Source organism: Cobetia sp. 5-25-4-2, assembly GCF_013374075.1.
GTDB classification, from domain to species: domain Bacteria; phylum Pseudomonadota; class Gammaproteobacteria; order Pseudomonadales; family Halomonadaceae; genus Cobetia; species Cobetia marina.
Genome location: NZ_BLWK01000002.1, coordinates 315,764 through 335,122, shown reverse-complemented (window position 1 = coordinate 335,122; position 19,359 = coordinate 315,764). Strand labels below are relative to the sequence as shown.

Here is a 19,359-nt window from a genome sequence, read left to right as displayed (position 1 = left end):
TTGATTTGATGAAAACCAGAGATAACGTCAAGAAGTTGGCTTGATGTTTGGTGGTTTTCACCGTGACCTTGGCGCGATGATGGAAAATAATTGATGGCTGGAGAACGCCTGCTCCGGTTGGCCGCCTCCTTTTCATGGTGCGTGCCTTGCTCGCTCGTTGGCAGGTCCCAACTTGCTGCGTCACCCGTGCGTGATTCGTCGTGTCTGTCCCTCTTTCTCATTGTCTGGAGTTGCCTCATGTCCCGCCCGTTGCGTGCTGATATTGATCTGGATGCCCTGCGCCACAATTATCAGCTGGCCTGTGAGCTGGCGCCGAATTCCCGCTCGCTCGCCGTGATCAAGGCAGACGCCTATGGCCACGGGGCCGTGGCATGTGCCCGTGCGCTGGCAGATCTGGCACCGGCATTTGCCGTCGCGACCATCGAAGAAGCGCTCGCGCTGCGGGAAGGCGGTATCACGCATCCGGTGGTATTGCTCGAAGGTGTCTTCGAGGCATCGGAATACCAGCTGGCGGCGCAGCATGACTTCTGGTGTGCCATCCACAGTGAATGGCAGCTGGCCGCCCTGGAGGCGGCAACGCTCCCCGGGCCGATATCCTGCTGGATCAAGTTCGATTCCGGCATGCATCGTCTCGGCTTCGATGCCGAGCAGGCCAGGGCGGTCAAGGAACGCCTGGTGGCGAGTGGCAAGGCGCAGGACCTTCACCTGATGACGCATTTCGCCACGGCCGACAGCCTGACGCCCGTTTATTTCCAGCATCAGATGGCGGCAGTGGAAGCGCTGGCCGCTGAGCTTGCCCTGCCACTCTGTCTGGCCAACTCCCCGGCGACGCTTGCCTGGCCGCAATCGCATGCCGCCTGGAATCGTCCCGGCATCATGCTGTACGGCGCGGACCCGCTGGAAGGGGCCAATGATGCCAGCCGCCGTCTGAAGCCGGTGATGACCCTGTCTTCCGCCATCATTGCCGTACGCGAGATCGCCATCGGCGAGCCGGTGGGCTATGCCGGACGTTTCGTGGCGACGCGTCCGACACGTATCGGTGTCGTCGCCTGTGGCTATGGGGATGGCTACGATCGCCATGCGGTGGACGGGACCCCCGTACTGGTCGATGGCCAGGAAACCGTGCTGGCCGGCAAGGTGTCGATGGACATGCTGACGGTGGATATCACCGACCTGCCGGAAGCGGGCGTCGGTTCTCGCGTGGTGCTGTGGGGCGAGGGGTTGGAGGTCAATCGCGTGGCCGCCAGTTGTGACACCATCAGCTATACCCTGCTGACAGGGATCCTGCCGCGTGTTCCCAAGCATTATCACGGTGGTCAGGCACGCGAGGCGGACCCGATGGCCTCTCAGGCAGTGGATACGTGCGCCTGACCTGACGGCAGGGCTCGGGCGGTCTACAATGGCCGCCGTTGCCCGTTGAACGAGAGAGTCATGGCCAAGAAGACCTACCCCGAGAGTTTTGCGCATCCCCGTTACTGGCCGGCCTGGCTGGGAATCGGGGCCATGAAGGCCTCGGCCTTCCTGCCCTGGTGCGCCAAGCTGTGGCTGGGGCGCGGCATCGGTGAGCTGGCATGGCGTTTCGGCAAGCGTCGTCGCCATATCACGGACACCAATCTCAAGCTGTGCTTCCCCGAATGGAGCGAAGCGGAGCGTGCGCGTCAGGTACGCAAGACCTTCCATGCCAACGGTATCGGCATCTTCGAGACCGCCACGGGGTGGTGTCGAGACCCGGAGCACATGCGCGACCGCGTGACCTTCAAGGGTCAGGAGCACATGGAGCGCGCCATGGCTCAGGGCAAGGGCGCGCTCATCGTGGGCATCCATTTCTCGACACTGGATCTCGGTGGCGCACTGCACTCGCTGTTCTTCCCGGCCGATGTCGTCTATCGCCCGCATGACAACCCGCTGTTCGAGCGTTTCATGACGCGCGCGCGCAATGGCATCTTCGGCACCGCCATCGACCGTCATGACCTGCGGGGTGTGGTGCGCCGCATCAAGAGCGGGCATGGCGTGTGGTATTCGCCGGATCAGGATTTCGGTCGGGACGTCAGCGTCTTCGCGCCGTTCTTCGGTATCGATGCCGCCTCCATCAAGCTGACGGCCAAGATCGCCCGCATGACAGGGGCGCCGGTGATGCCCTTGATGTTCCACCGCAATCCGGACAATCGTACCTATACGCTGGAGTATCTCCCGGCACTCGACAACTTCCCGAGTGGCGATGATGTCGCGGATGCCACGCGCATCAATGCCTTCATCGAGGGGGCGATCCGTAAGCATCCCGAGCAGTACCTGTGGTTGCATCGCCGTTTCAAGACTCGTCCAGAGAAATCCGATCCGTCCCTGTATTGAGGTGAACCATGAGCAATGACACGTCTTCTCTCGCCACTCTGGCCGATGTCGAAGCACGCCTGGCGGCCGGCGATACCTTCGTCCTCAATCAGATTGCGCAGTGGTGCCCGGACTGCACCGTGCGTCAGCGTCCGGCGCTGCCGGCCTTCGAGGCGGCCCTGGCGCGAGGTGGTCTGCCGCTGGTGAGTCTGTGCGTGCAGGAGACTCGCGGAGTCTATCTGAGTGAGGCACATGCGCAGCTGAGCGAGCGCATCGGTGGGGCGGGCTATCCGCGTACGCTGCTGGTGAAGGAAGGGCGGCCTGCCAGCGTGGACAGTGGCCTGAATCGGGTCGAGGTCATGAGCGAGCCGGAGCTCATCGCCTATGCTGAGGCCATGATCGCGGCGCTGTAAACGTCACTTGAGCCCATGTGTGAGCCGACGAGATCTGCCGTGACGCGACACGCATGGGCATCATCGAAAACGCCCCGCCAGGAACTTCCTGGCGGGGCGTTTTCGATGGAGATCAGGCGGCACCCGACAAGCAGCGCCACTTGTCCGAGCTGCATGCGTGCGGCCAACCGGATGCCGCCTGCCGTGTGCCTGAAAATAGACCTGCGGATGATGAGGGAGGCTTTCAACCGCGCGGGAAAATCTTTTACCGATTCGAGACATGGCCTTGACTTTACTTGTATTGATTACCATCTTCACATGGACAAGGTGATCAAGCGGTCTGTCGTGACTCCGCCCTCTGGCAATCACGTCAGCAGCCACACCTGATGAGCGAAGGGCGAGCGCGTCGAATGAGGCGCCACATGCAGAGGCAGTCGTCGTGCCGCTGCGGTCGTCGCCCACTACCGGTTCTCCATGACATAAGGAATTGCCATGCTCAACTATGCCATCATCTTTCTGATTGTTGCCGTGATTGCCGCCGTACTCGGCTTTGGCGGTATCGCAGGTACTGCGGCCACCATCGCCAAGGTACTGTTCGTCGTCTTCCTGGTGCTGTTCCTGGTGTCGTTCTTCAAGGGGCGTCGCAAGCCCTGATACGGACGGCTTTCATCACGACGCAAACGCCCGCAGACGGTAGCGACCGCTGCGGGCGTTTGCGTGTTCAACAGGCCATCAGGCCTTCAGGTCAGCAAGCCATCAAGTCATCAGGCCAGCAGCAAGTCATCAGGCCAGCACGTCACCACGGGGTACCTGGCAGCGTCAGACGATGATGCCCGGCCTTGAGGCCCTGCTCGATGAAGCGCCTGTCCACCTCGAACTGTGCCTGGGCAAGGATGGCCTCCACCACCTTGTCGGCATGTTGTTGCAGCAATGCCAGTTGCGCGTCATCGCTGCCCAGCAGTGACAGTGTCTTGAGCAGCGAGAGCAGTGCCAGACAGATCGAGAGGTCATCACGACCATAGTGCAGGATGGGGGAGATGCTGCGGTAGAGCAGACTGTCGAAGCTCTCCATCTCCCAGCTGACCCGTATGTGATCTTCCTCATCCACGCAGCAGTTGCACAGGGGCAGCTGCATGCGCTCACTGAGCAGTTCGGTGAGTTGATGCAGGCACAGGCGTGCGGTGCCCGGATCATTGATGCCGGGGGACAGCGCCTTGATGGCGACTTCCATCAGCTGGGTCAGGCCGTGCTCGTGAAGGTCATCGACGGATTCCCCATCCAGATAGCCCAGTGCCGCGCGCAGCTTCTTGATCAGTCCTGCCTGATGATGCTCATCGAGCTCATCACCCGCCGAGACGCCTTCGGGCAGGCCCGCAGGCCATTCGATGCGCATCAGCGGCATGCCACTGACGATGAAGGCCCCGAGCGCGAAGTCCAGGTGCACGATCATGTCGTGGTCGATGGCCAGCTGGCGAAGGGCCGCGAAATCGACCTGCTGCACATAGCCGCGTCGCTTTGCTCTCAGCAGCTGGCAGCGTGACGTGTCGCGAGTGATCTGGCGCTCGCCGAAACCGTCGTGGCGATTGCGCTCTCGCAGTCGTTCAAGCGAGACCCGCGTGCGCCCGGACAGGCGGCGAGCCACGGCATTGATCTGCACGGACTGTGATGCCTGGTGGATGAAGTAGATGAACATCCCCAGGCAATTGACCATCATCAACACGCCCAGATAGACCGCGATGGAGCGCCATAGCGTTGGCGAATCGCCGGTATTGGGTACCATCAGGTTGATGAGCAGGAACAGCAGACTGCCCAGATAATGTCCCAGCACCAGCTGATGGTGACGCTCGGTCACCAGCCCCAGCAGCAGCTTGTGGGAGAACTGTGCGCCCGCCTGGGTCAGCACGCTCATCACCATGGTGAAACTGAAGACCATCAGCGAAATGAGCCCGCCGACCAGTGCCGCCAGCAGAGTGCGCGGCGTGTCGTGCTCCTTGAAGGTCAGGGCATTCAGCATCTCGCTGGCTGGCAGTTCATGTGGCTCGGGGAGGCCGGAAGGCAGCACCGAGATCAAGCCAAGCAGGATATAGAGCGTCGCCAGCAGGCTTGGCAGATAGGCGATGCTGGTGGTGAAGGTGCGTAACCACATCAGCGGCTGTTGCAGCCAGCGATTCATGGGCAATTCCTGATCCTGTGAGTGGCGCGACGGCGTGTGCGACGGACGGCCGTGAGTGACGGCAAGCATTCGCTCCGTTATCTCCCGTGTTCGGCCTGACTGCAAGTGCCAGAGGCGAAGCAGGAGCGCCCTTGTGAGGCTTGCCTCAAACGCAGGACGCCCTTGCGGCGTCAGCGGCAAGGGCGTCCTGGTCAATCCAGCGGTTCAGATCACCGGATCAGGCATCGATACGCTTGTACTTCATGCGCTTGGGCGCATCGTTGCCGACACGCGCATGGTAATCCTCTTCGTACTCGCTGTAGCTGCCCTCGAAGAACACCACGTTGGAGTCCCCTTCGTAGGCGAGGATGTGGGTCGCGATGCGATCCAGGAACCAGCGGTCGTGCGAGATGACCAGTGCACAGCCCGGGAAGGCGAGCAGCGCCTCTTCCAGTGCACGCAGGGTCTCGATGTCCAGATCGTTGGACGGCTCATCCAGCAGCAGCACGTTGGCGGCCTGCTTGAGCGTCTGCGCCAGCTGCAGACGACCACGCTCACCACCGGACAGATCAGACAGACGCTTCTGCTGATCCGTGCCCTTGAAGTTGAAGCGGCCGACATAGGCGCGCGAGGAGACTTCATGGCCATTGATGTTGAGCATGTCCTGGCCACCGGAGACGGCTTCCCAGACAGTTTGATTGTCTTCCAGGCCATCACGCAGCTGCTCGACGTAGGCGATCTTGACGGTCTCGCCCAGCACCACTTCGCCGCTGTCCGGGGTTTCCTTGCCGGTCACCAGCTTGAACAGCGTGGACTTGCCCGCACCGTTGCCGCCGACGATACCGACGATGGCACCCTGGGGAATGGTGAAGGACAGGTCGTCGAACAGCAGCTTGTCCTCGAAACGCTTGGTGACGTTGTGCAGCTCGATGACCTTGTCGCCCAGACGCGGTCCCGGCGGAATGTAGATCTCGTTGGTCTCGTTGCGCTTCTGGAAATCACCGGACTGCATTTCCTCGAAGCGGTTGAGACGCGCCTTGCTCTTGGCCTGACGACCCTTGGGATTCTGGCGAACCCACTCGAGCTCCTGCTGGATGGCCTTGTTGCGTGAGGCTTCCTGCTTGGCTTCCTGCTGCAGGCGAGCGTCCTTCTGCTCCAGCCACGAGGAATAGTTGCCTTCGAAGGGAATGCCCTGGCCACGGTCGAGCTCGAGAATCCAGCCCGCGACATTGTCGAGGAAGTAACGGTCGTGGGTGATGGCGACCACGGTGCCGGCGTAATCGTGCAGGAAGCGCTCCAGCCAGGCGACGGACTCGGCGTCCAGGTGGTTGGTCGGCTCATCCAGCAGCAGCATGTCGGGGCTCGAGAGCAGTAGACGGCAGAGGGCGACACGGCGACGCTCACCACCGGACAGCACGCCGACATTGGCATCCCACGGCGGCAGACGCAGCGCTTCGGCGGCCACTTCCAGCTTGCGCTCGAGGTTGTGGGCGTCTGAGGCCTGGATCAGGTCCTCGAGCTTGGCCTGACGCGCGGCGAGGGCGTCGAAGTCGGCGTCCGGCTCGGCGTAGGCGGCATAGACTTCATCCAGCTCCGCCTGGGCATTCTTGATGTGGGCCAGAGATTCCTCGACGCACTCGCGCACGTTCTTGGAATCATCGAGCTCCGGCTCCTGGGGCAGGTAGCCGACATTGAGGCCCGGCATGGGACGCGCTTCGCCGTTGTAGTCCTGATCCACGCCGGCCATGATGCGCAGCAGCGAGGACTTGCCCGAGCCGTTGAGACCGAGCACACCGATCTTGGCACCCGGGAAGAAGGACAGCGAGATGTCCTTGAGAATCTCGCGCTTCGGGGGGACGACCTTGCCCACCCGGTTCATGGTATAGACGTATTGCGCCATGGAATCCCAATTTGGTTGGAGAATGGAATGACGCGCTGATGATAGTGCCCGTGGTCACGCTTGACCAGTCAGGGCCATCGTTGGCGTGACGGCGGCCATTCCATGGCCGGTTCGCTGACGGGGCTGAACCCCCTGGCCTTCACAGGGAAGCGGTGTAGCGAACCTTCCCTGAAGGGGCATCTCGAGGCCAGCCCCGGCCTCATCGCGAGGCGCTCACTCCTCCTCTCCCCAGTCACTGGCGTCCAGCAGGTCATCATCATCCGCTTCATCGTCCCAGCCTTCACGGATGGAGCGTGCCAGCGCACGTTCTTCCAGCAGGGCTTCGAGGCGCTGGCGCGAGTCGCTGCGCTGGGGCCTGGCGGGGGTGGAGCTGGAAGACAGTTCGAAGTCCACGTCGTTGGTGGCTTCCTCCGCCAGGGCGGTAGCATCGATATCGTCGAGGAATTGTTCGCGGGCCATGGGCGGACCTCCCGATCATGAATCAGTCTGCCAGACGCGAGGCGTCAGACACCGCCTGCGGCGACCTGCCGAAGGCTCCTTCGCTATATAGCGCTGGAGAAGTTCGATGACAAGTCCTGTGTGCGTGGAAGCATGCTCTGGTGGGTCGCGGGGAAGTTTTCGTCTGCGCACGAACGCCAACGCCCACCGGGTGGTGGGCGTTGGCGAGTCGTTCATGGCCGAAAGGAGGGGAGCGTGTCAGTGGTCACTCGACATCGCTCTTGCGGGCTTCCCGCAGGCGCTCCAGCTCCTCATGCGCGGTCATCAGGCTGGTGACATCCTTCTGGACTCCGACGAAGTACTGGAGATTGTCGTGCTCGTCGAAGACCGGTGTCATGGAGAGTTCGTTCCAGAACAGGCTGCCATCCTTGCGATAGTTGCGCAGTATCTCGCGGCACGGGCGCTTGTCGCGCAGCGCGGCACGGATGTTGTCCAGCTGTGGCTGGTCACGGTCGTCATTCTGCAGAAAACGGCAATCGCGGTAGAGAATCTCGTCGGCGCTGTAACCGGTAAGGCGCTCGAAGCCCTGATTCACGTAGATCAGGATGTTCTCGTCACCTTCCTGTTCGGCCACCACGATGCCATCGTCCGAGGCATTCACCACTCTCTCGAGCAGCTCGGGGCTGATCATGTGGGGTCTTTTCATCTGGCACTGATCCTTGCGGCTAAAGAACCCGGCCCTTGTGACCGAGCCCGAGAGTACGGGTATCGGGTGCCTGTCCGTGTGCCCGGACATTCCAGCACCATCATCGGTTTCACTATGGCGGGGAGACGCGGCTTATGCAATCGCAGCCGCTAATGTGTCGGGGGCCAGCGCCTGTCCCGGGCCCCCGTCGCGAGGTTTGGCAGACCGCTCTGTCCGGTATCAGTCGTCTTCCACTTCCGGCAGACGTTGCGCACACAGGGCGGCCGCCGTGGCGACACCGGCCAGAATCAGCAGCAGCCACTCGCTGCCCAGCCATTGGGCCAGACCGCCGATGGCCAGACCCAGCACCAGCATCAGCACGCCGGTGAGGGTGTTGGACAGAGCCACGTAGAGCGCGCGATTGTCAGCGCTGGCGAGATCCACCACGTAGGTCTTGCGTCCCAGACGAATGCCGGAATGTGCGATCACCAGCAACCCGTAGACCACGGCATAACTCCAGACGCTGTCGGAAAGCGCTCCGGGCCACCACACCATGCTGCCGGCCAGCGCGCAGCACACGGCGGCACCGGCGCCGGCGTTGCGCATCACGCGCCGACTCGAGGTATCGGCAAGCTTGCCCCAGATGGGGCTGGCGACCATGCCCGCCAGGCCTGACACGACCACCAGTACCCCGAGTCCGCCGAGGCTTTCGCCACTCTGCTGCTGGCCCAGCAGCGCGATGTAGGGGAGGGCCAGGGCACTTGAGAGCAACAGCGCACGCGCCAGATTGAAATTGCGGAAGGCGGCCTCATGGCGCAGCTGGCTGAACCCCTGGCGCACGGTGTCCCAGGCATTGGCACCGCCGCTGGTGGCGCCGCGATCTTCCTTGATCAGCGCCGCGCAGAAAGCATTCAGACTCCAGCCCAGTGCCGCGATCGCCATCAGGGTGGCAAGCACCTGTTGACCGGGCTGCTCGCCCAGCAGCATCAGAACACCCCCCGCGAGCAACGTCATGGCGCCGGCCAGGCTGCCACTCCATCCCATCAGGCGGCCACGGCGCTGCTTGGCGATCGTCTTGCCCAGCACGTCCTTGGTGGCGATGGAGGCCACGCCACGCCCCAGTGACAGCACGACCAGACACCCCAGCACCAGGCCACCGGCCAGGCTGCCGCCCAGGCCACTGTCACCGTCGCCTCGAGAGAGCAGCGTGATGATCACCAGGCTGAGGGCCATCAGCGCTTGCAGCACGGACCCCGCGACCCAGACCCATTTGCGCCGCGGGAGCGGGCGGATGAAGCCCGCCACCACCAGTTGCGGCAGCAGGGCGCCGGCTTCACGAATCGGCACCAGCAGCCCCACCATCCACACCGGGGCGCCGATCAATCCCAGCAGCCACGGCAGCACCAGGCGTGCACTTGCCAGCTCGTCGGCCAGCTTGGTCCCCAGCGAGGCCAGCAGATGACGCCAGACATTGCCGGGCTGCTGATGGCAGGCATCCTCGGAGATATCCTTGCACATGCGCGAGTCTTCATCGCCGGTCATGCGCTCGAAGAAGCGGCTCTGGGCGCCGCTGGTGGTGTCCTTGACCTGGGCCTGCTCCGGGCGTTGTCCCGTGGCGTGCTCCTTCTGGGGGGCAGGCGTCCCTGTCGTCGTGGCCTCCGTCGAGGCATCTGACGAGGGCCTTGAGGCCGAGCGCGAGGAGGGAGACGATGGGGACGAGGACGATGACGGGTCTGACATGCATGGCTCCGAAGGTCGGCGGCTGAATCCTCATTATTCCGTGCCCGTGCGGGGATGCCCAGTGCCAGTTGTCGACGCTCTCATCCCTGCACGCATTTCGGCATTGACCCGAACGCCTCGCTGCAGTGAAGTGGGAACGGCAACTCATCATTCACGATTGGAACGCTCGCTCTCATGGATCAACCGTCCACGCTCAAGATTCGCATTCACTACTGCACCGGCTGCAACTGGCTGCTGCGCGCGGCCTGGTATGCCCAGGAACTGCTCTCCACCTTCGGGGAAGCGCTGGATGAGGTCGCTCTCGCGCCCAGTCACGGCGGGCACTTCGAGGTGCTCTGCCAGCCTGCGCCTGACGCCGAATGGCAGGTGCTCTGGGAGCGCAAGCGGGATGGCGGCTTCCCGGACAGCCGTGACCTCAAGCAACGCGTGCGTGATGTGCTCGACCCGGAGCGCGATCTCGGTCATATCGACCGCGCCAGCCGCGAACAGGGCACCCCGACACCGTGACGGATGCCCCGATCCGCGTCACCACCATTTCTTGCGCTTGAGCAGCCACATCTGCATCGCGACCACCCCAAGCGTCATGCCGACGAACAGCGTGAAGCCCCATGGGCTCTCGCTGCCGGGAATCCCGCCGACATTGACGCCCAGCAGTCCGGTGAGGAAGCCCAGCGGCAGGAAGACGGCGGTGATGACGGAGAGCAGGTACATGCGCTGGTTGAGCTGCTCGTTGTGCTCACTCATGCGCTGCTCGTGAAGGATCAGGGCGCGTTCCTGCATGGCCTGAAAGTCCTCCACGTAACGCGACAGCTGGTTGGCGATCTCGCGCAGGTCCAATCGCGCCTGCTCATCGATCCACAAGGGCCCCTGAGCCAGCTGGGCCAGGCAGTCGCGCTGAGGCCCCATGAAGCGCCGCAGGGTGATCAACGGGCGGCGTAGCCGCGTGATGTCGTCGGGATCGATCTCCACGTCATTGAGCTGATCCTCCTCGAGGATCGCCAGTTGATCGTCAAGGCGGTGGCTGAGCTCGGCGACGCGATCGACCAGCGCATCGCTGATCATCGCCAGCAGCCAGGAGATGTTTTCGGCTCCCTGGCCGGCTTCCAGCTGCTCGCGTACCTGGGTGATCGACTGGAAGGGGCGTCGGCGCAGGGTGATCAGGCGAGTCGGGCTCATCCACAGGCGCAGTGACAGCAGGTCTTCCGGCGCGGCACCCGGGTTGAGATTGATGCCGCGCAGGGTGGTGACGATGCCGCCGCCGAAACGTGCGACGCGTGGGCGTGTGTCCAGCTCGGTGAGGGCCTCGATGCTGGGATCATCCAGCTGCGCGATGCCGGCGAGATAATCATTGACGTCGCCTCGCGTGTAATCGAGGTGCATCCAGATCAAGGCCTCCGGCTCCTGCCAGGCCTGGCGCAGCTCATCATCGCTCAAGAGGGTCGCGCTGCCCTTGCCGTCGAGACGGTAGGCGCTGACCAGCGCCGTGGAGGGGGGGTCGGGCTGCGGGTTGGCGTGCGGTAGCTGCGAGGAGGGGCTGGTGGTCATCGTAAAGCGTCCTTTGCGTACACGGGCTTGCAGCTGCACGCCACGCGCGCGATGCTCAAGCCTGCGACGCGCATGGCGGGCATGGGCGTCAGGTCGACACCGCCAGGATGGCGGTATCCGAATTGCGAGGAAGCATGCCATGAGTCAGGACAGGGAGGCCATGCTCTATGGTCTGGGAGCGGTCGGGTTGTGGTCGACCGTGGCAACGGCCTTCAAGCTGGCGCTGGCGCAGATGTCGCCGCTGGAGCTGGTGTGGCTGGCAGCGCTAGTCTCCTGGCTGTTGATCGGCGTGCTGATGTGGCGTCAGGGTCGGCTGCGCGAGGCGCTCGCCAGCGGCTGGAAAGGCGGCTGGCGGACAGCGGCCTGGGCCGGACTGATGAACCCGGTCGGCTATTATCTGGTGCTGTTCGGCGCCTATGCACGTCTGCCGGGGCAGGAGGCCATGGCGCTCAACTATACCTGGGCACTGGCGATGGCCTTTCTTGCCGTGCCGATCCTCGCGCAGCGCCTGACGCGCATCGATGTCGCGGCGGGGCTGATCGCCTACGCCGGGGTGTGGACCATCGCCACCCGCGGGCAGGTGTTCGATGTCGCCTTCGCCGACCCCCTCGGCGTCGGGCTGGCGCTGGGCTCGACCCTGCTGTGGGCCCTCTACTGGCTGCTGAACGCGCGGGATGCCCGCGCCCCGCTGGTCGCCCAGTGGCAGAACTTCAGCGTCGCCTTGCCGGTGCTGACGCTGCTGGTGGCCATCGGGCCGGGGTTTGGCAACTTCATCGGGGAAGACGCCAATCCTCAGGCGCTGATGGCCGGGCTCTATGTCGGCCTGTGCGAGATGGGCATCGCCTTCGTGCTCTGGCAGCTGGCGGTCCACAAGGTGTCGCGTACCGCCAAGGTCTCCAATCTGATCTTCCTGTCTCCCCCCGTGTCGTTGACGCTGCTGCACTTCATCGTCGGCGAGCCGATTCTGACCTCGACACTCGCGGGGCTGGTGCTGATTCTGGCAGGCCTGGGCCTGCAGCAGCTGCAGAAGGCGCCGGAGACACTGTCACACACGACATGAGCGTGCTCCACCCGCGTCTGCATCCTCAGGGGCGTACTAGTCCGTGGGCAGGATCAGACGGCCGGCATCCACCACGATCAATGGGTCCGGCGTGCCGATCAGCCGTGTATCCTTGCCGGGGTAGTCGAGCTGGCTGAGCACATGGCGCAGCGCGCCGATGCGAGCACGACGCTTGTCATCGGAGCGAATCAGCGTCCAGGGCGCGTGGCGACTGTGGGTACGCGCGAACATCGCCTCGGCCGCGGTGGTGTAGTCGTCCCACTTCTCCTGGGCCACGGCGTCCATCGGTGACAGTTTCCAGCGCGTCAGCGGGTCGGCGGCGCGCTTGGCGAAACGATTGGACTGCTCTTCCCGGGAGACCGAGAAATAGAGCTTGACCAGATGCAGGCCATCCTCGACCCACAGGCGCTCCTGCTGTGGCACCTGGATGAGAAAACGCTCGACCTCGTCAGGGCTGGCGAAGCCCATCACCGCCTCGACTCCTGCACGGTTGTACCAGCTGCGATCGAACAGCACGACTTCACCACTGGTGGGAAAGCGCGAGACGTAGCGCTGGAAGTACCACTGTCCCTTCTCCGTCTCGTTGGGCTTGTCCAGTGCCACGATGCGCGCGAAACGCGGGTTGAGGTATTCCATGAAGCGCTTGATGGTGCCGCCCTTGCCGGCGGCGTCACGCCCCTCGAACACGATGGCCAGCCGCTCGCCACTGTCACGCAGCCAATGCTGGACCTTGAGCAGCTCGATCTGCAGGGCCCGCTTCTCGGCCTCGTAGACCTTGCGCTTGAGCCGCTTGTCGTAAGGGTAGGCGTCGCTGGAGACCGGCCCGAGCGTCATGTGAGGAGTCTCGGGGGCCGGCGGGGGCTGCCCGGTTGCCGCATGCGCGGGTGTCGCTGTGGGGGCTGACTTGCCGGGGGCTGCCTTGCGGGACTTGCTCATGGTGGAATCCTCAGTGCTCTGAAGGGCGAAGCGCCCCGGGCGGGGCACGATGGACGAGCGTGATGAAAAGCGTGGCGGCAGGGCATGACAAGAGGGCTTGTCGGGAGGACGTATCGAGAGGGCGCATCGAGAGGACACGCCCTTCGGGAAACCACCGTCACCTTTGATTCTGACCGGGATGCCCCATGTCATGTTCAGGCAAGGTAGACACGTGCAGGGTCATTGTGTGGCAGGTAGCGCGAGCGGCTTGAGCGTCGGCCAGATGTTGTCCAGTAACCTCGGCTGGGCCTTGGCCGTCGGGTGGATACGGTCCTGTTGCATCAGTTTCTGGCCGGCCGGCGCCGTGGCGATGCCCTCGAGAATGAAGGGCACCAACGGCACGGAGTATTCGTCGGCCAGGTCTCGATAGACCTGGCGGAAGGCGTCGGTATAGGCCGGGCCATAGTTGGGCGGGATCTCGATCCCCAGCAGCACGGGCTGGGCGCCGGCATCCTCCACGGCATCGATCATGCTGGCCAGATTGGATTGCATGCGCGCAGGCGGCAGGCCGCGCAGGCCATCGTTGCCGCCCAGTTCGATCATCACCAGCGAAGGGTCGTGTCGGTCGAGCAGTGCCGGCAGGCGATTCAGGCCGCCTTCGGTGGTATCGCCGCTGATGCTGGCATTGATGACCTCCGGCGCATCGTTGCCCAGGGTGTCCTCGAGGCGCTCGTCGAGCAACGCGACCCAACCCCGGCTGCTGTCGATGCCGTAGCCGGCCGAGAGGGAGTCGCCGACCACCAGCCAGGGAGCCGGCGCCTCTGCCAGCGCCACCTGAGGCGCCAGCACGGCCACAAGGGTCAGTGCCGTACTGGCAAGCGCATTGCGCAGCCGCGTGAGTCCGGCAGTCTTGCGCGTGACGCGCGGTTCGGCGACTCGGGACAGACGTTGCGTTTCACGGCGATTCACCAGCCATCTCTGCATTCCTCATCTCCATCATCTGCACACGTTTCACATCCGTTTCGGGGACTGGCGTTCATGGCCATCCCGTTCACTACCATAAGCGAGCAGACACGATGTCACATAACGCCTCCATTAACGACGCCCCCTTTGCGTCGGATCATGCGTCAGTCGCGGCACCGTCAGCAGCGAATCCGCAGGCGCCGACGGCAGTCCTCAATGTCACGGGTCTGACCCAGCGTGTCGCCAGCGGTGACGGCCAGTTGACCATTCTTGAAGATCTAGAGCTTGCCGTGGCAGCCGGCGAGAGCGTGGCGATCATCGGGGCCAGTGGTTCCGGAAAATCTACGCTGCTGGGGTTGCTGGCGGGGCTGGACAGTCCGACCCAAGGCGATATTCGCCTGTTCGGCACCTCGCTTGCCGGATTGGATGAAGACGGGCGTGCGGCGCTGCGCGCGGGGCAGGTGGGCTTCGTGTTCCAGAATTTCCAGCTGCTGCCGACCCTGACGGCGCTGGAGAACGTGCTGATGCCGCTGGAGCTGGCGCCCCGGGGCGATATCGAGGCCAGGGCGCGCGACTGGCTGGCGCGAGTGGGGCTGGGAGAGCGTCTTGATCACTTGCCGCGTCATCTGTCCGGTGGTGAGCAGCAGCGGGTGGCGATCGCCCGCGCCTTCGTGGCGGGGCCGGGGCTGGTGTTCGCCGATGAGCCCACCGGCAATCTGGATACCGCTACCGGTGATCGCATCGCGGAGCTGCTGTTCACGCTCAACCGTGAGCGCGGCACCACGCTGATTCTGGTCACCCATGATCTGACCCTGGCCAAGCGCTGTGATCGCTGTCTGACGCTGGAAGCCGGCAAGCTGGTCGAATGGCGGGACGATGCCACGGCACCTGCGGTGGCCAAACCGCAAGGAGGGCAGCATGACTGATGCCAGCATGACATCTGACGCGCGATCGCCGCGCGGGGGCGCCATGCGTCTGCCGCTTGCGTTGCGTGGCCTGCTGCGGGACCTGCGTGCCAGCGATGTGCGGGCGCTGTTTCTGGCGTTGATGCTGGCGGTGGCCGCGACCACCATGATCGGCTTCTTTCTGGATCGTCTGGATCGTGGTCTCACGCGCCAGGCGGGACAGCTGCTGGGGGGAGATCTGGTGCTGGAGTCCAGCAATCCACTGGACCCGCGTTTCCGGCAGGCCTTCGAGGAGGCCGGGCTCGAGCTGTCGCCGCAGCTGGGCATGGTCTCGATGGCCTCGCATGGCGACAGCTTCGTGCTCTCGAGCCTCAAGGCAGTCTCGCCGGGGTATCCGCTGATGGGGCAGGTCGAGCTTGCCTCCGATACGCCCGAGACCCGAATCGCGGGGGCGGACGGCAAGCCTGCCGACGACGGGTCGGCTGATGGCGAGAGAGCCGCCACGCGCCCCGCCATCCCGCCACCCGGGGAGGCCTGGCTGGTGCCACGCCTGGCCACGGCGCTGGGAGTGTCGCCGGGGGATACCCTCACCGTGGGACGCAAGACCCTGACCCTGACCGGTCTGATCACTCGTGAGCCGGACCAGCAGGGTGGTTTCTCCGAATTCAGCCCGCGCCTGATGTTCAACATGGCGGATCTCGAGGCGACCGGTCTGATCCAGCCCGGTTCACGCATGGAATATCGCCTGCTGGCCGCTGGCGATCCGGCGGCGGTGCAGCAGGCGCGCGATGCCATCGCGCCGCTGCTGACGAGTGCCGACAATGCCGAGGTGCGCCTCAAGGACGTGCGCGAGGATCGCCCGCGACTGGGGCGCTCACTGGAGCGTGCCGACAAGTATCTGAGTCTGGCCGGGCTGGTGGCGGTGCTGCTGGCCGGGGTCGCGGTGGCGATGTCGACGCGCCGCTATGTGGAACGCCATCTGGACAGTGCCGCGCTATGGCGTTGCTTCGGGGCTTCCCAGCGTCAGCTGTCACGGTTGTTTGCCGCTCAGCTTGGCTGGCTGGCGCTGCTGGCCAGCACCCTGGGGGCCGTGTTGGGGCTGCTGGGGCAGATGGGGCTGGTGGCACTGCTGGAGCGCTTCCTGCCGCTGGAGCTGCCGGCGCCGGGCCCCTTGCCGCTGGCATTGGGGATTCTGACGGCACTGGCGGTGCTGGCCGGCTTCGCCGGTCCGATGCTGCTGCGCCTGCGTCAGGTCAGTGCGCTCAAGGTGCTGCGGCGTGAACTGGCCCCGCTGCCGGCCTCGGCCTGGGTGGTGGTGGCGATGGCCAGTCTGGTGTTCGGCGCCTTGATGTGGCTCTACTCGGGCGATCTCATGCTGGCGGCCGGGTTGCTGGTCGGTGGCATCATCGGGCTGGGACTGTTGCTGGTGGTGGGGCAGCTGCTGCTGTCACTGATGGTCAAGGTGGTGGCGCGTACGCGGGGACAGGGCGGCTGGAGTCGGCCGGTCCGTCTGGCGGGCGGGTTGCTGGCGCGGCGTCGCGGCGCCAGTCTCGGTCAGCTGGTGGCCTTCGCCGTCACCTTCGCGGCCGTGGCACTGATCGCGCTGGTGCGTGGTGATCTGATCAGCCGCTGGCAGGCGCAGATTCCGGCCAATGCCCCCAACCACTTCGCCATCAACATCCAGCCGGGCCAGCAGCAGGCCTTCGGCGAGGAGCTGTCGGCCATCGTGGAGGCGCAAGGGGCTGAGTCGACCCAAGACGGCCTGAGTGAGCTCTATCCGATGGTGCGGGGGCGCATCACCGCCCTGAAAGGCGAATCCCTGCTGGGTCGCTCACAGCAGCGGGCGCTGGAAAATGCCGCTACCCGTGAACGTCAGCCGGACACGGAGCAGGCGGCCGGTGGCATGCAGGAAGGCACCGGGGAGGCTGAATCCTCACGCGGCGTGCCCCAGCGTGAGCTCAACCTCACCTGGCATCGTGATCTGCCTGATCACAACCGCGTGACGGCAGGTGACTGGGCGCCGCTCGAGGACTTCGCGGATGCCGAACCCTCGCGCCGTCAGGCCATCGCCGAGGCGCAGGGGGTGCCGGTCTCGATGGAGGAAGACCTGGCGCAGCGCATGGGACTGTCCATCGGCGATAGCCTGTCGTTCACCATCGGCAGCGAGACCCTCAAGGCGCAGGTGGTCAATCTGCGCCATGTGGACTGGGACAGCTTCATGCCCAACTTCTATGTCATCTTCCCGCCCGGGGCGCTCGAGAGCTTCGCCCACAGCTACATGACGGCGTTTCATCTCGAGGAGGAGGGAGCGCTGGCACCGCTGGTGCGCGATTACCCCAGCGTGTCCCTGATCAACATCGACGCGATTCTCACGCGGGTGCAGGAGCTGATCGCCCAGGTCTCGCGGGCCGTCGAGCTGATTCTCGGTCTGGTACTGCTGGCCGGTGCCAGCGTGCTCTACGCGGCCCTGGTGGCCAGCCGCCCCGCACGAGAACACGAAGGCGCGCTCTACAAGGTATTCGGTGCCGGGCAGAGCCTGCTGGCCCGTCTGCAGGCTGCCGAGTTCGTGCTGCTGGGGGCATTGAGCGGTCTGCTGGGTGCGATGCTGGCGGAAGGCGCGGCGGTCGGGCTCTATTCCGGCTGGCTGGGCCTACCGGTGGTGCTGCATCCGTGGCTGTGGCTCGGCCTGCCGCTGATCGGCGCTGTGCTGGTCGGCGGGCTGGGCTTCTGGCTGTCGCGGGAAGTGCGCCGCCAGCCGCCCATGGCAGGGCTGCGCGCCCTGCAGTGAGCACGGAAAGGCAGCATCAGCGCAGTGCATGACGCCGCCGCAGGATGGCCTCGGGATCGTCGTGTCGATCGTGAGGCCATCTTGCGTTAACAATGATGCTGATTCATGTGAATCGGACCGCCGGCTGAGGTATCATGCTGGTCCTGATCTTACCCCTAGATGGCGATCCGGCCGCGCCGGAATTCGCTGTCGTCATCACCCTTCAGGCGAGGACACCCGATGTTCACCCGTGACATGCAGATTGCCGGTTTTGATGATGCGCTCCTGAGCGCCATGGACGACGAAGTCGTTCGCCAGGAAGCTCACATCGAGCTGATCGCCTCCGAGAACTACGCCAGCCCCCGCGTCATGCAGGCGCAAGGCTCCCAGCTGACCAACAAGTACGCGGAAGGCTACCCGGGCAAGCGTTACTACGGCGGTTGCGAGTTCGTCGACAAGGTCGAGCAGCTGGCCATCGATCGCGCCTGCGAACTGTTCGGTGCCACCTACGCCAACGTTCAGCCGCACGCCGGTTCCCAGGCCAACAGTGCCGTCTTCCAGGCGCTGGTCTCGCCGGGCGACACCATTCTGGGCATGAGCCTGGACGCGGGTGGTCACCTGACTCACGGTGCACGTCCGAACTTCTCCGGCAAGCACTACAACGCCGTGCAGTACGGTCTGGGCGAGAACGGCCTGATCGACTACGCCGAAGTCGCGCGTCTGGCGCGTGAGCACAAGCCGAAGATGATCATCGCCGGCTTCTCCGCCTACTCCCAGATCATCGACTGGGCCGAGTTCCGCAAGATCGCCGACGAAGTCGGTGCCTACCTGCTGGTCGACATGGCCCACGTGGCCGGTCTGGTCGCCGCCGGTGTCTACCCGAGCCCGCTGCCCCACGCCCACGTCGTCACCACCACCACGCACAAGACCCTGCGCGGTCCGCGTGGCGGCCTGATCCTGTCTGCCGAAGGCAATGCCGACATCGAGAAGAAGCTGAACTCCGCCGTCTTCCCGGGTGGCCAGGGTGGTCCGCTGATGCACGTCATCGCGGCCAAGGCGATCTGCTTCAAGGAAGCGATGGATCCGTCCTTCAAGACCTACCAGCAGCAGGTCGTCAAGAACGCCCAGGCCATGGCGTCCGTGTTCCTGGAGCGTGGCTTCGAAGTCGTCTCCGGCGGCACCGAGGATCACCTGTTCCTGCTGTCACTGGTCAAGCAGGGCCTGACCGGCAAGGACGCTGATGCGGCACTGGGCCGTGCCCACATCACCGTCAACAAGAATGCCGTGCCGGGTGACCCGCAGTCGCCGTTCGTCACCTCCGGTCTGCGTATCGGCACCCCGGCCGTCACCACGCGCGGCTTCAAGGAGCAGGAGTGTCTGGATCTGGCGGGCTGGATCTGCGACATCCTCGAGGCGATGGTCGCTGGCGATTCCGCCGCTGCCGAAGCCGAGGTACAGGCCAAGGTCTCCGAGGTCTGTGCACGTCTGCCGGTCTACGCCTGAGTTCCTGACGGATGGCGCTCGCCGACACATGATGTTCGCATCATGAGGGAGCTGGCCATCGGTTCG

17 protein-coding genes are annotated in these 19,359 nt (G+C 64.5%); 9 read left to right on the top strand and 8 right to left on the bottom strand.

Features of this window, described 5'->3' with window-relative positions; translation table 11 throughout:
• Positions 1–237: 237 nt before the first annotated feature.
• The 4 genes from alr (at position 238) to HXS65_RS06305 (ending at position 3,374) form a co-directional block, all read left to right on the top strand.
• Complete coding sequence (gene alr / locus HXS65_RS06320; RefSeq protein ID WP_176493464.1) at positions 238–1,371, top strand: alanine racemase; 1,134 nt, start codon at positions 238–240, stop codon at positions 1,369–1,371.
• Between the two features lie 60 nt (positions 1,372–1,431).
• Positions 1,432–2,349, top strand: a complete 918-nt coding sequence (lpxL, locus tag HXS65_RS06315) for an LpxL/LpxP family Kdo(2)-lipid IV(A) lauroyl/palmitoleoyl acyltransferase (RefSeq protein ID WP_077375072.1) — start codon at positions 1,432–1,434, stop codon at positions 2,347–2,349.
• A gap of 8 nt (positions 2,350–2,357) precedes the next feature.
• Entirely contained in the window at positions 2,358–2,741 is a 384-nt protein-coding gene (locus tag HXS65_RS06310; RefSeq protein ID WP_084208046.1) for a hypothetical protein, read from the top strand.
• 471 nt (positions 2,742–3,212) lie between these two features.
• On the top strand, positions 3,213–3,374 hold the full coding sequence (locus HXS65_RS06305) for a DUF1328 domain-containing protein (protein ID WP_084208047.1): 162 nt from the start codon (positions 3,213–3,215) through the stop codon (positions 3,372–3,374).
• A gap of 142 nt (positions 3,375–3,516) precedes the next feature.
• On the opposite strand, the gene HXS65_RS06300 is transcribed toward HXS65_RS06305, so the two are convergent.
• The 5 genes from HXS65_RS06300 to HXS65_RS06280 all read right to left on the bottom strand — a co-directional run bounded on the left by HXS65_RS06300 (position 3,517) and on the right by HXS65_RS06280 (position 9,437).
• On the bottom strand, positions 3,517–4,893 hold the full coding sequence (locus HXS65_RS06300; protein ID WP_127734649.1) for a DUF2254 domain-containing protein: 1,377 nt from the start codon (positions 4,891–4,893) through the stop codon (positions 3,517–3,519).
• 217 nt (positions 4,894–5,110) lie between these two features.
• A complete protein-coding gene (ettA, locus tag HXS65_RS06295; protein WP_077375059.1) occupies positions 5,111–6,772 on the bottom strand; it encodes an energy-dependent translational throttle protein EttA in 1,662 nt (553 codons plus the stop codon).
• Between the two features lie 213 nt (positions 6,773–6,985).
• Positions 6,986–7,231, bottom strand: coding sequence for a PA3496 family putative envelope integrity protein (locus HXS65_RS06290; RefSeq protein WP_077375056.1), 246 nt, complete (start codon positions 7,229–7,231; stop codon positions 6,986–6,988).
• A gap of 244 nt (positions 7,232–7,475) precedes the next feature.
• Complete coding sequence (locus tag HXS65_RS06285; RefSeq protein WP_077375053.1) at positions 7,476–7,916, bottom strand: PAS domain-containing protein; 441 nt, start codon at positions 7,914–7,916, stop codon at positions 7,476–7,478.
• Positions 7,917–8,135: 219 nt separating this feature from the next.
• Positions 8,136–9,437 (bottom strand): MFS transporter, encoded by a 1,302-nt coding sequence (locus HXS65_RS06280; RefSeq protein ID WP_176493585.1) that lies wholly within the window; start codon positions 9,435–9,437, stop codon positions 8,136–8,138.
• A gap of 372 nt (positions 9,438–9,809) precedes the next feature.
• On the opposite strand from HXS65_RS06280, the gene HXS65_RS06275 reads away from it, so the two are divergent.
• Complete coding sequence (locus HXS65_RS06275) at positions 9,810–10,142, top strand: SelT/SelW/SelH family protein (protein WP_077375047.1); 333 nt, start codon at positions 9,810–9,812, stop codon at positions 10,140–10,142.
• A gap of 18 nt (positions 10,143–10,160) precedes the next feature.
• Here the strand turns inward: HXS65_RS06275 and HXS65_RS06270 are convergent, their stop codons facing one another.
• Positions 10,161–11,180 (bottom strand): zinc transporter ZntB, encoded by a 1,020-nt coding sequence (locus HXS65_RS06270; RefSeq protein ID WP_077375044.1) that lies wholly within the window; start codon positions 11,178–11,180, stop codon positions 10,161–10,163.
• A gap of 139 nt (positions 11,181–11,319) precedes the next feature.
• Between HXS65_RS06270 and HXS65_RS06265 the strand changes: the two genes are divergently transcribed.
• Complete coding sequence (locus tag HXS65_RS06265; protein ID WP_084208049.1) at positions 11,320–12,240, top strand: DMT family transporter; 921 nt, start codon at positions 11,320–11,322, stop codon at positions 12,238–12,240.
• 36 nt (positions 12,241–12,276) lie between these two features.
• On the opposite strand, the gene ppk2 is transcribed toward HXS65_RS06265, so the two are convergent.
• Together ppk2 and HXS65_RS06255 are read right to left on the bottom strand one after the other, a co-directional pair.
• Complete coding sequence (ppk2, locus tag HXS65_RS06260; RefSeq protein WP_176493463.1) at positions 12,277–13,176, bottom strand: polyphosphate kinase 2; 900 nt, start codon at positions 13,174–13,176, stop codon at positions 12,277–12,279.
• A gap of 219 nt (positions 13,177–13,395) precedes the next feature.
• Positions 13,396–14,139: an arylesterase gene (locus HXS65_RS06255; protein WP_176493462.1), complete on the bottom strand. Its 744-nt coding sequence runs from the start codon at positions 14,137–14,139 to the stop codon at positions 13,396–13,398.
• A gap of 92 nt (positions 14,140–14,231) precedes the next feature.
• Here HXS65_RS06255 and HXS65_RS06250 point away from each other — a divergent pair, with 92 nt between their 5' ends.
• The 3 genes from HXS65_RS06250 to glyA all read left to right on the top strand — a co-directional run bounded on the left by HXS65_RS06250 (position 14,232) and on the right by glyA (position 19,293).
• Positions 14,232–15,044: an ABC transporter ATP-binding protein gene (locus HXS65_RS06250; RefSeq protein WP_176493461.1), complete on the top strand. Its 813-nt coding sequence runs from the start codon at positions 14,232–14,234 to the stop codon at positions 15,042–15,044.
• 43 nt (positions 15,045–15,087) lie between these two features.
• Entirely contained in the window at positions 15,088–17,811 is a 2,724-nt protein-coding gene (locus HXS65_RS06245; RefSeq protein ID WP_176493584.1) for an ABC transporter permease, read from the top strand.
• Positions 17,812–18,030: 219 nt separating this feature from the next.
• Positions 18,031–19,293, top strand: a complete 1,263-nt coding sequence (gene glyA / locus HXS65_RS06240; RefSeq protein ID WP_077375029.1) for a serine hydroxymethyltransferase — start codon at positions 18,031–18,033, stop codon at positions 19,291–19,293.
• The last annotated feature ends 66 nt before the right edge of the window (positions 19,294–19,359 follow it).

Excerpts from the sequence above, each read along its gene's own strand:
- alr (WP_176493464.1), top strand. The coding sequence starts at position 238 with ATGTCCCGCCCGTTGCGTGCTGATATTGATCTGGATGCCCTGCGCCAC.
- lpxL (WP_077375072.1), top strand. The coding sequence starts at position 1,432 with ATGGCCAAGAAGACCTACCCCGAGAGTTTTGCGCATCCCCGTTACTGG.
- HXS65_RS06310 (WP_084208046.1), top strand. The coding sequence starts at position 2,358 with ATGAGCAATGACACGTCTTCTCTCGCCACTCTGGCCGATGTCGAAGCA.
- HXS65_RS06305 (WP_084208047.1), top strand. The coding sequence starts at position 3,213 with ATGCTCAACTATGCCATCATCTTTCTGATTGTTGCCGTGATTGCCGCC.
- HXS65_RS06300 (WP_127734649.1), bottom strand. The coding sequence starts at position 4,893 with ATGAATCGCTGGCTGCAACAGCCGCTGATGTGGTTACGCACCTTCACC.
- ettA (WP_077375059.1), bottom strand. The coding sequence starts at position 6,772 with ATGGCGCAATACGTCTATACCATGAACCGGGTGGGCAAGGTCGTCCCC.
- HXS65_RS06290 (WP_077375056.1), bottom strand. The coding sequence starts at position 7,231 with ATGGCCCGCGAACAATTCCTCGACGATATCGATGCTACCGCCCTGGCG.
- HXS65_RS06285 (WP_077375053.1), bottom strand. The coding sequence starts at position 7,916 with ATGAAAAGACCCCACATGATCAGCCCCGAGCTGCTCGAGAGAGTGGTG.
- HXS65_RS06280 (WP_176493585.1), bottom strand. The coding sequence starts at position 9,437 with ATGACCGGCGATGAAGACTCGCGCATGTGCAAGGATATCTCCGAGGAT.
- HXS65_RS06275 (WP_077375047.1), top strand. The coding sequence starts at position 9,810 with ATGGATCAACCGTCCACGCTCAAGATTCGCATTCACTACTGCACCGGC.
- HXS65_RS06270 (WP_077375044.1), bottom strand. The coding sequence starts at position 11,180 with ATGACCACCAGCCCCTCCTCGCAGCTACCGCACGCCAACCCGCAGCCC.
- HXS65_RS06265 (WP_084208049.1), top strand. The coding sequence starts at position 11,320 with ATGAGTCAGGACAGGGAGGCCATGCTCTATGGTCTGGGAGCGGTCGGG.
- ppk2 (WP_176493463.1), bottom strand. The coding sequence starts at position 13,176 with ATGAGCAAGTCCCGCAAGGCAGCCCCCGGCAAGTCAGCCCCCACAGCG.
- HXS65_RS06255 (WP_176493462.1), bottom strand. The coding sequence starts at position 14,139 with ATGCAGAGATGGCTGGTGAATCGCCGTGAAACGCAACGTCTGTCCCGA.
- HXS65_RS06250 (WP_176493461.1), top strand. The coding sequence starts at position 14,232 with ATGTCACATAACGCCTCCATTAACGACGCCCCCTTTGCGTCGGATCAT.
- HXS65_RS06245 (WP_176493584.1), top strand. The coding sequence starts at position 15,088 with ATGCGTCTGCCGCTTGCGTTGCGTGGCCTGCTGCGGGACCTGCGTGCC.
- glyA (WP_077375029.1), top strand. The coding sequence starts at position 18,031 with ATGTTCACCCGTGACATGCAGATTGCCGGTTTTGATGATGCGCTCCTG.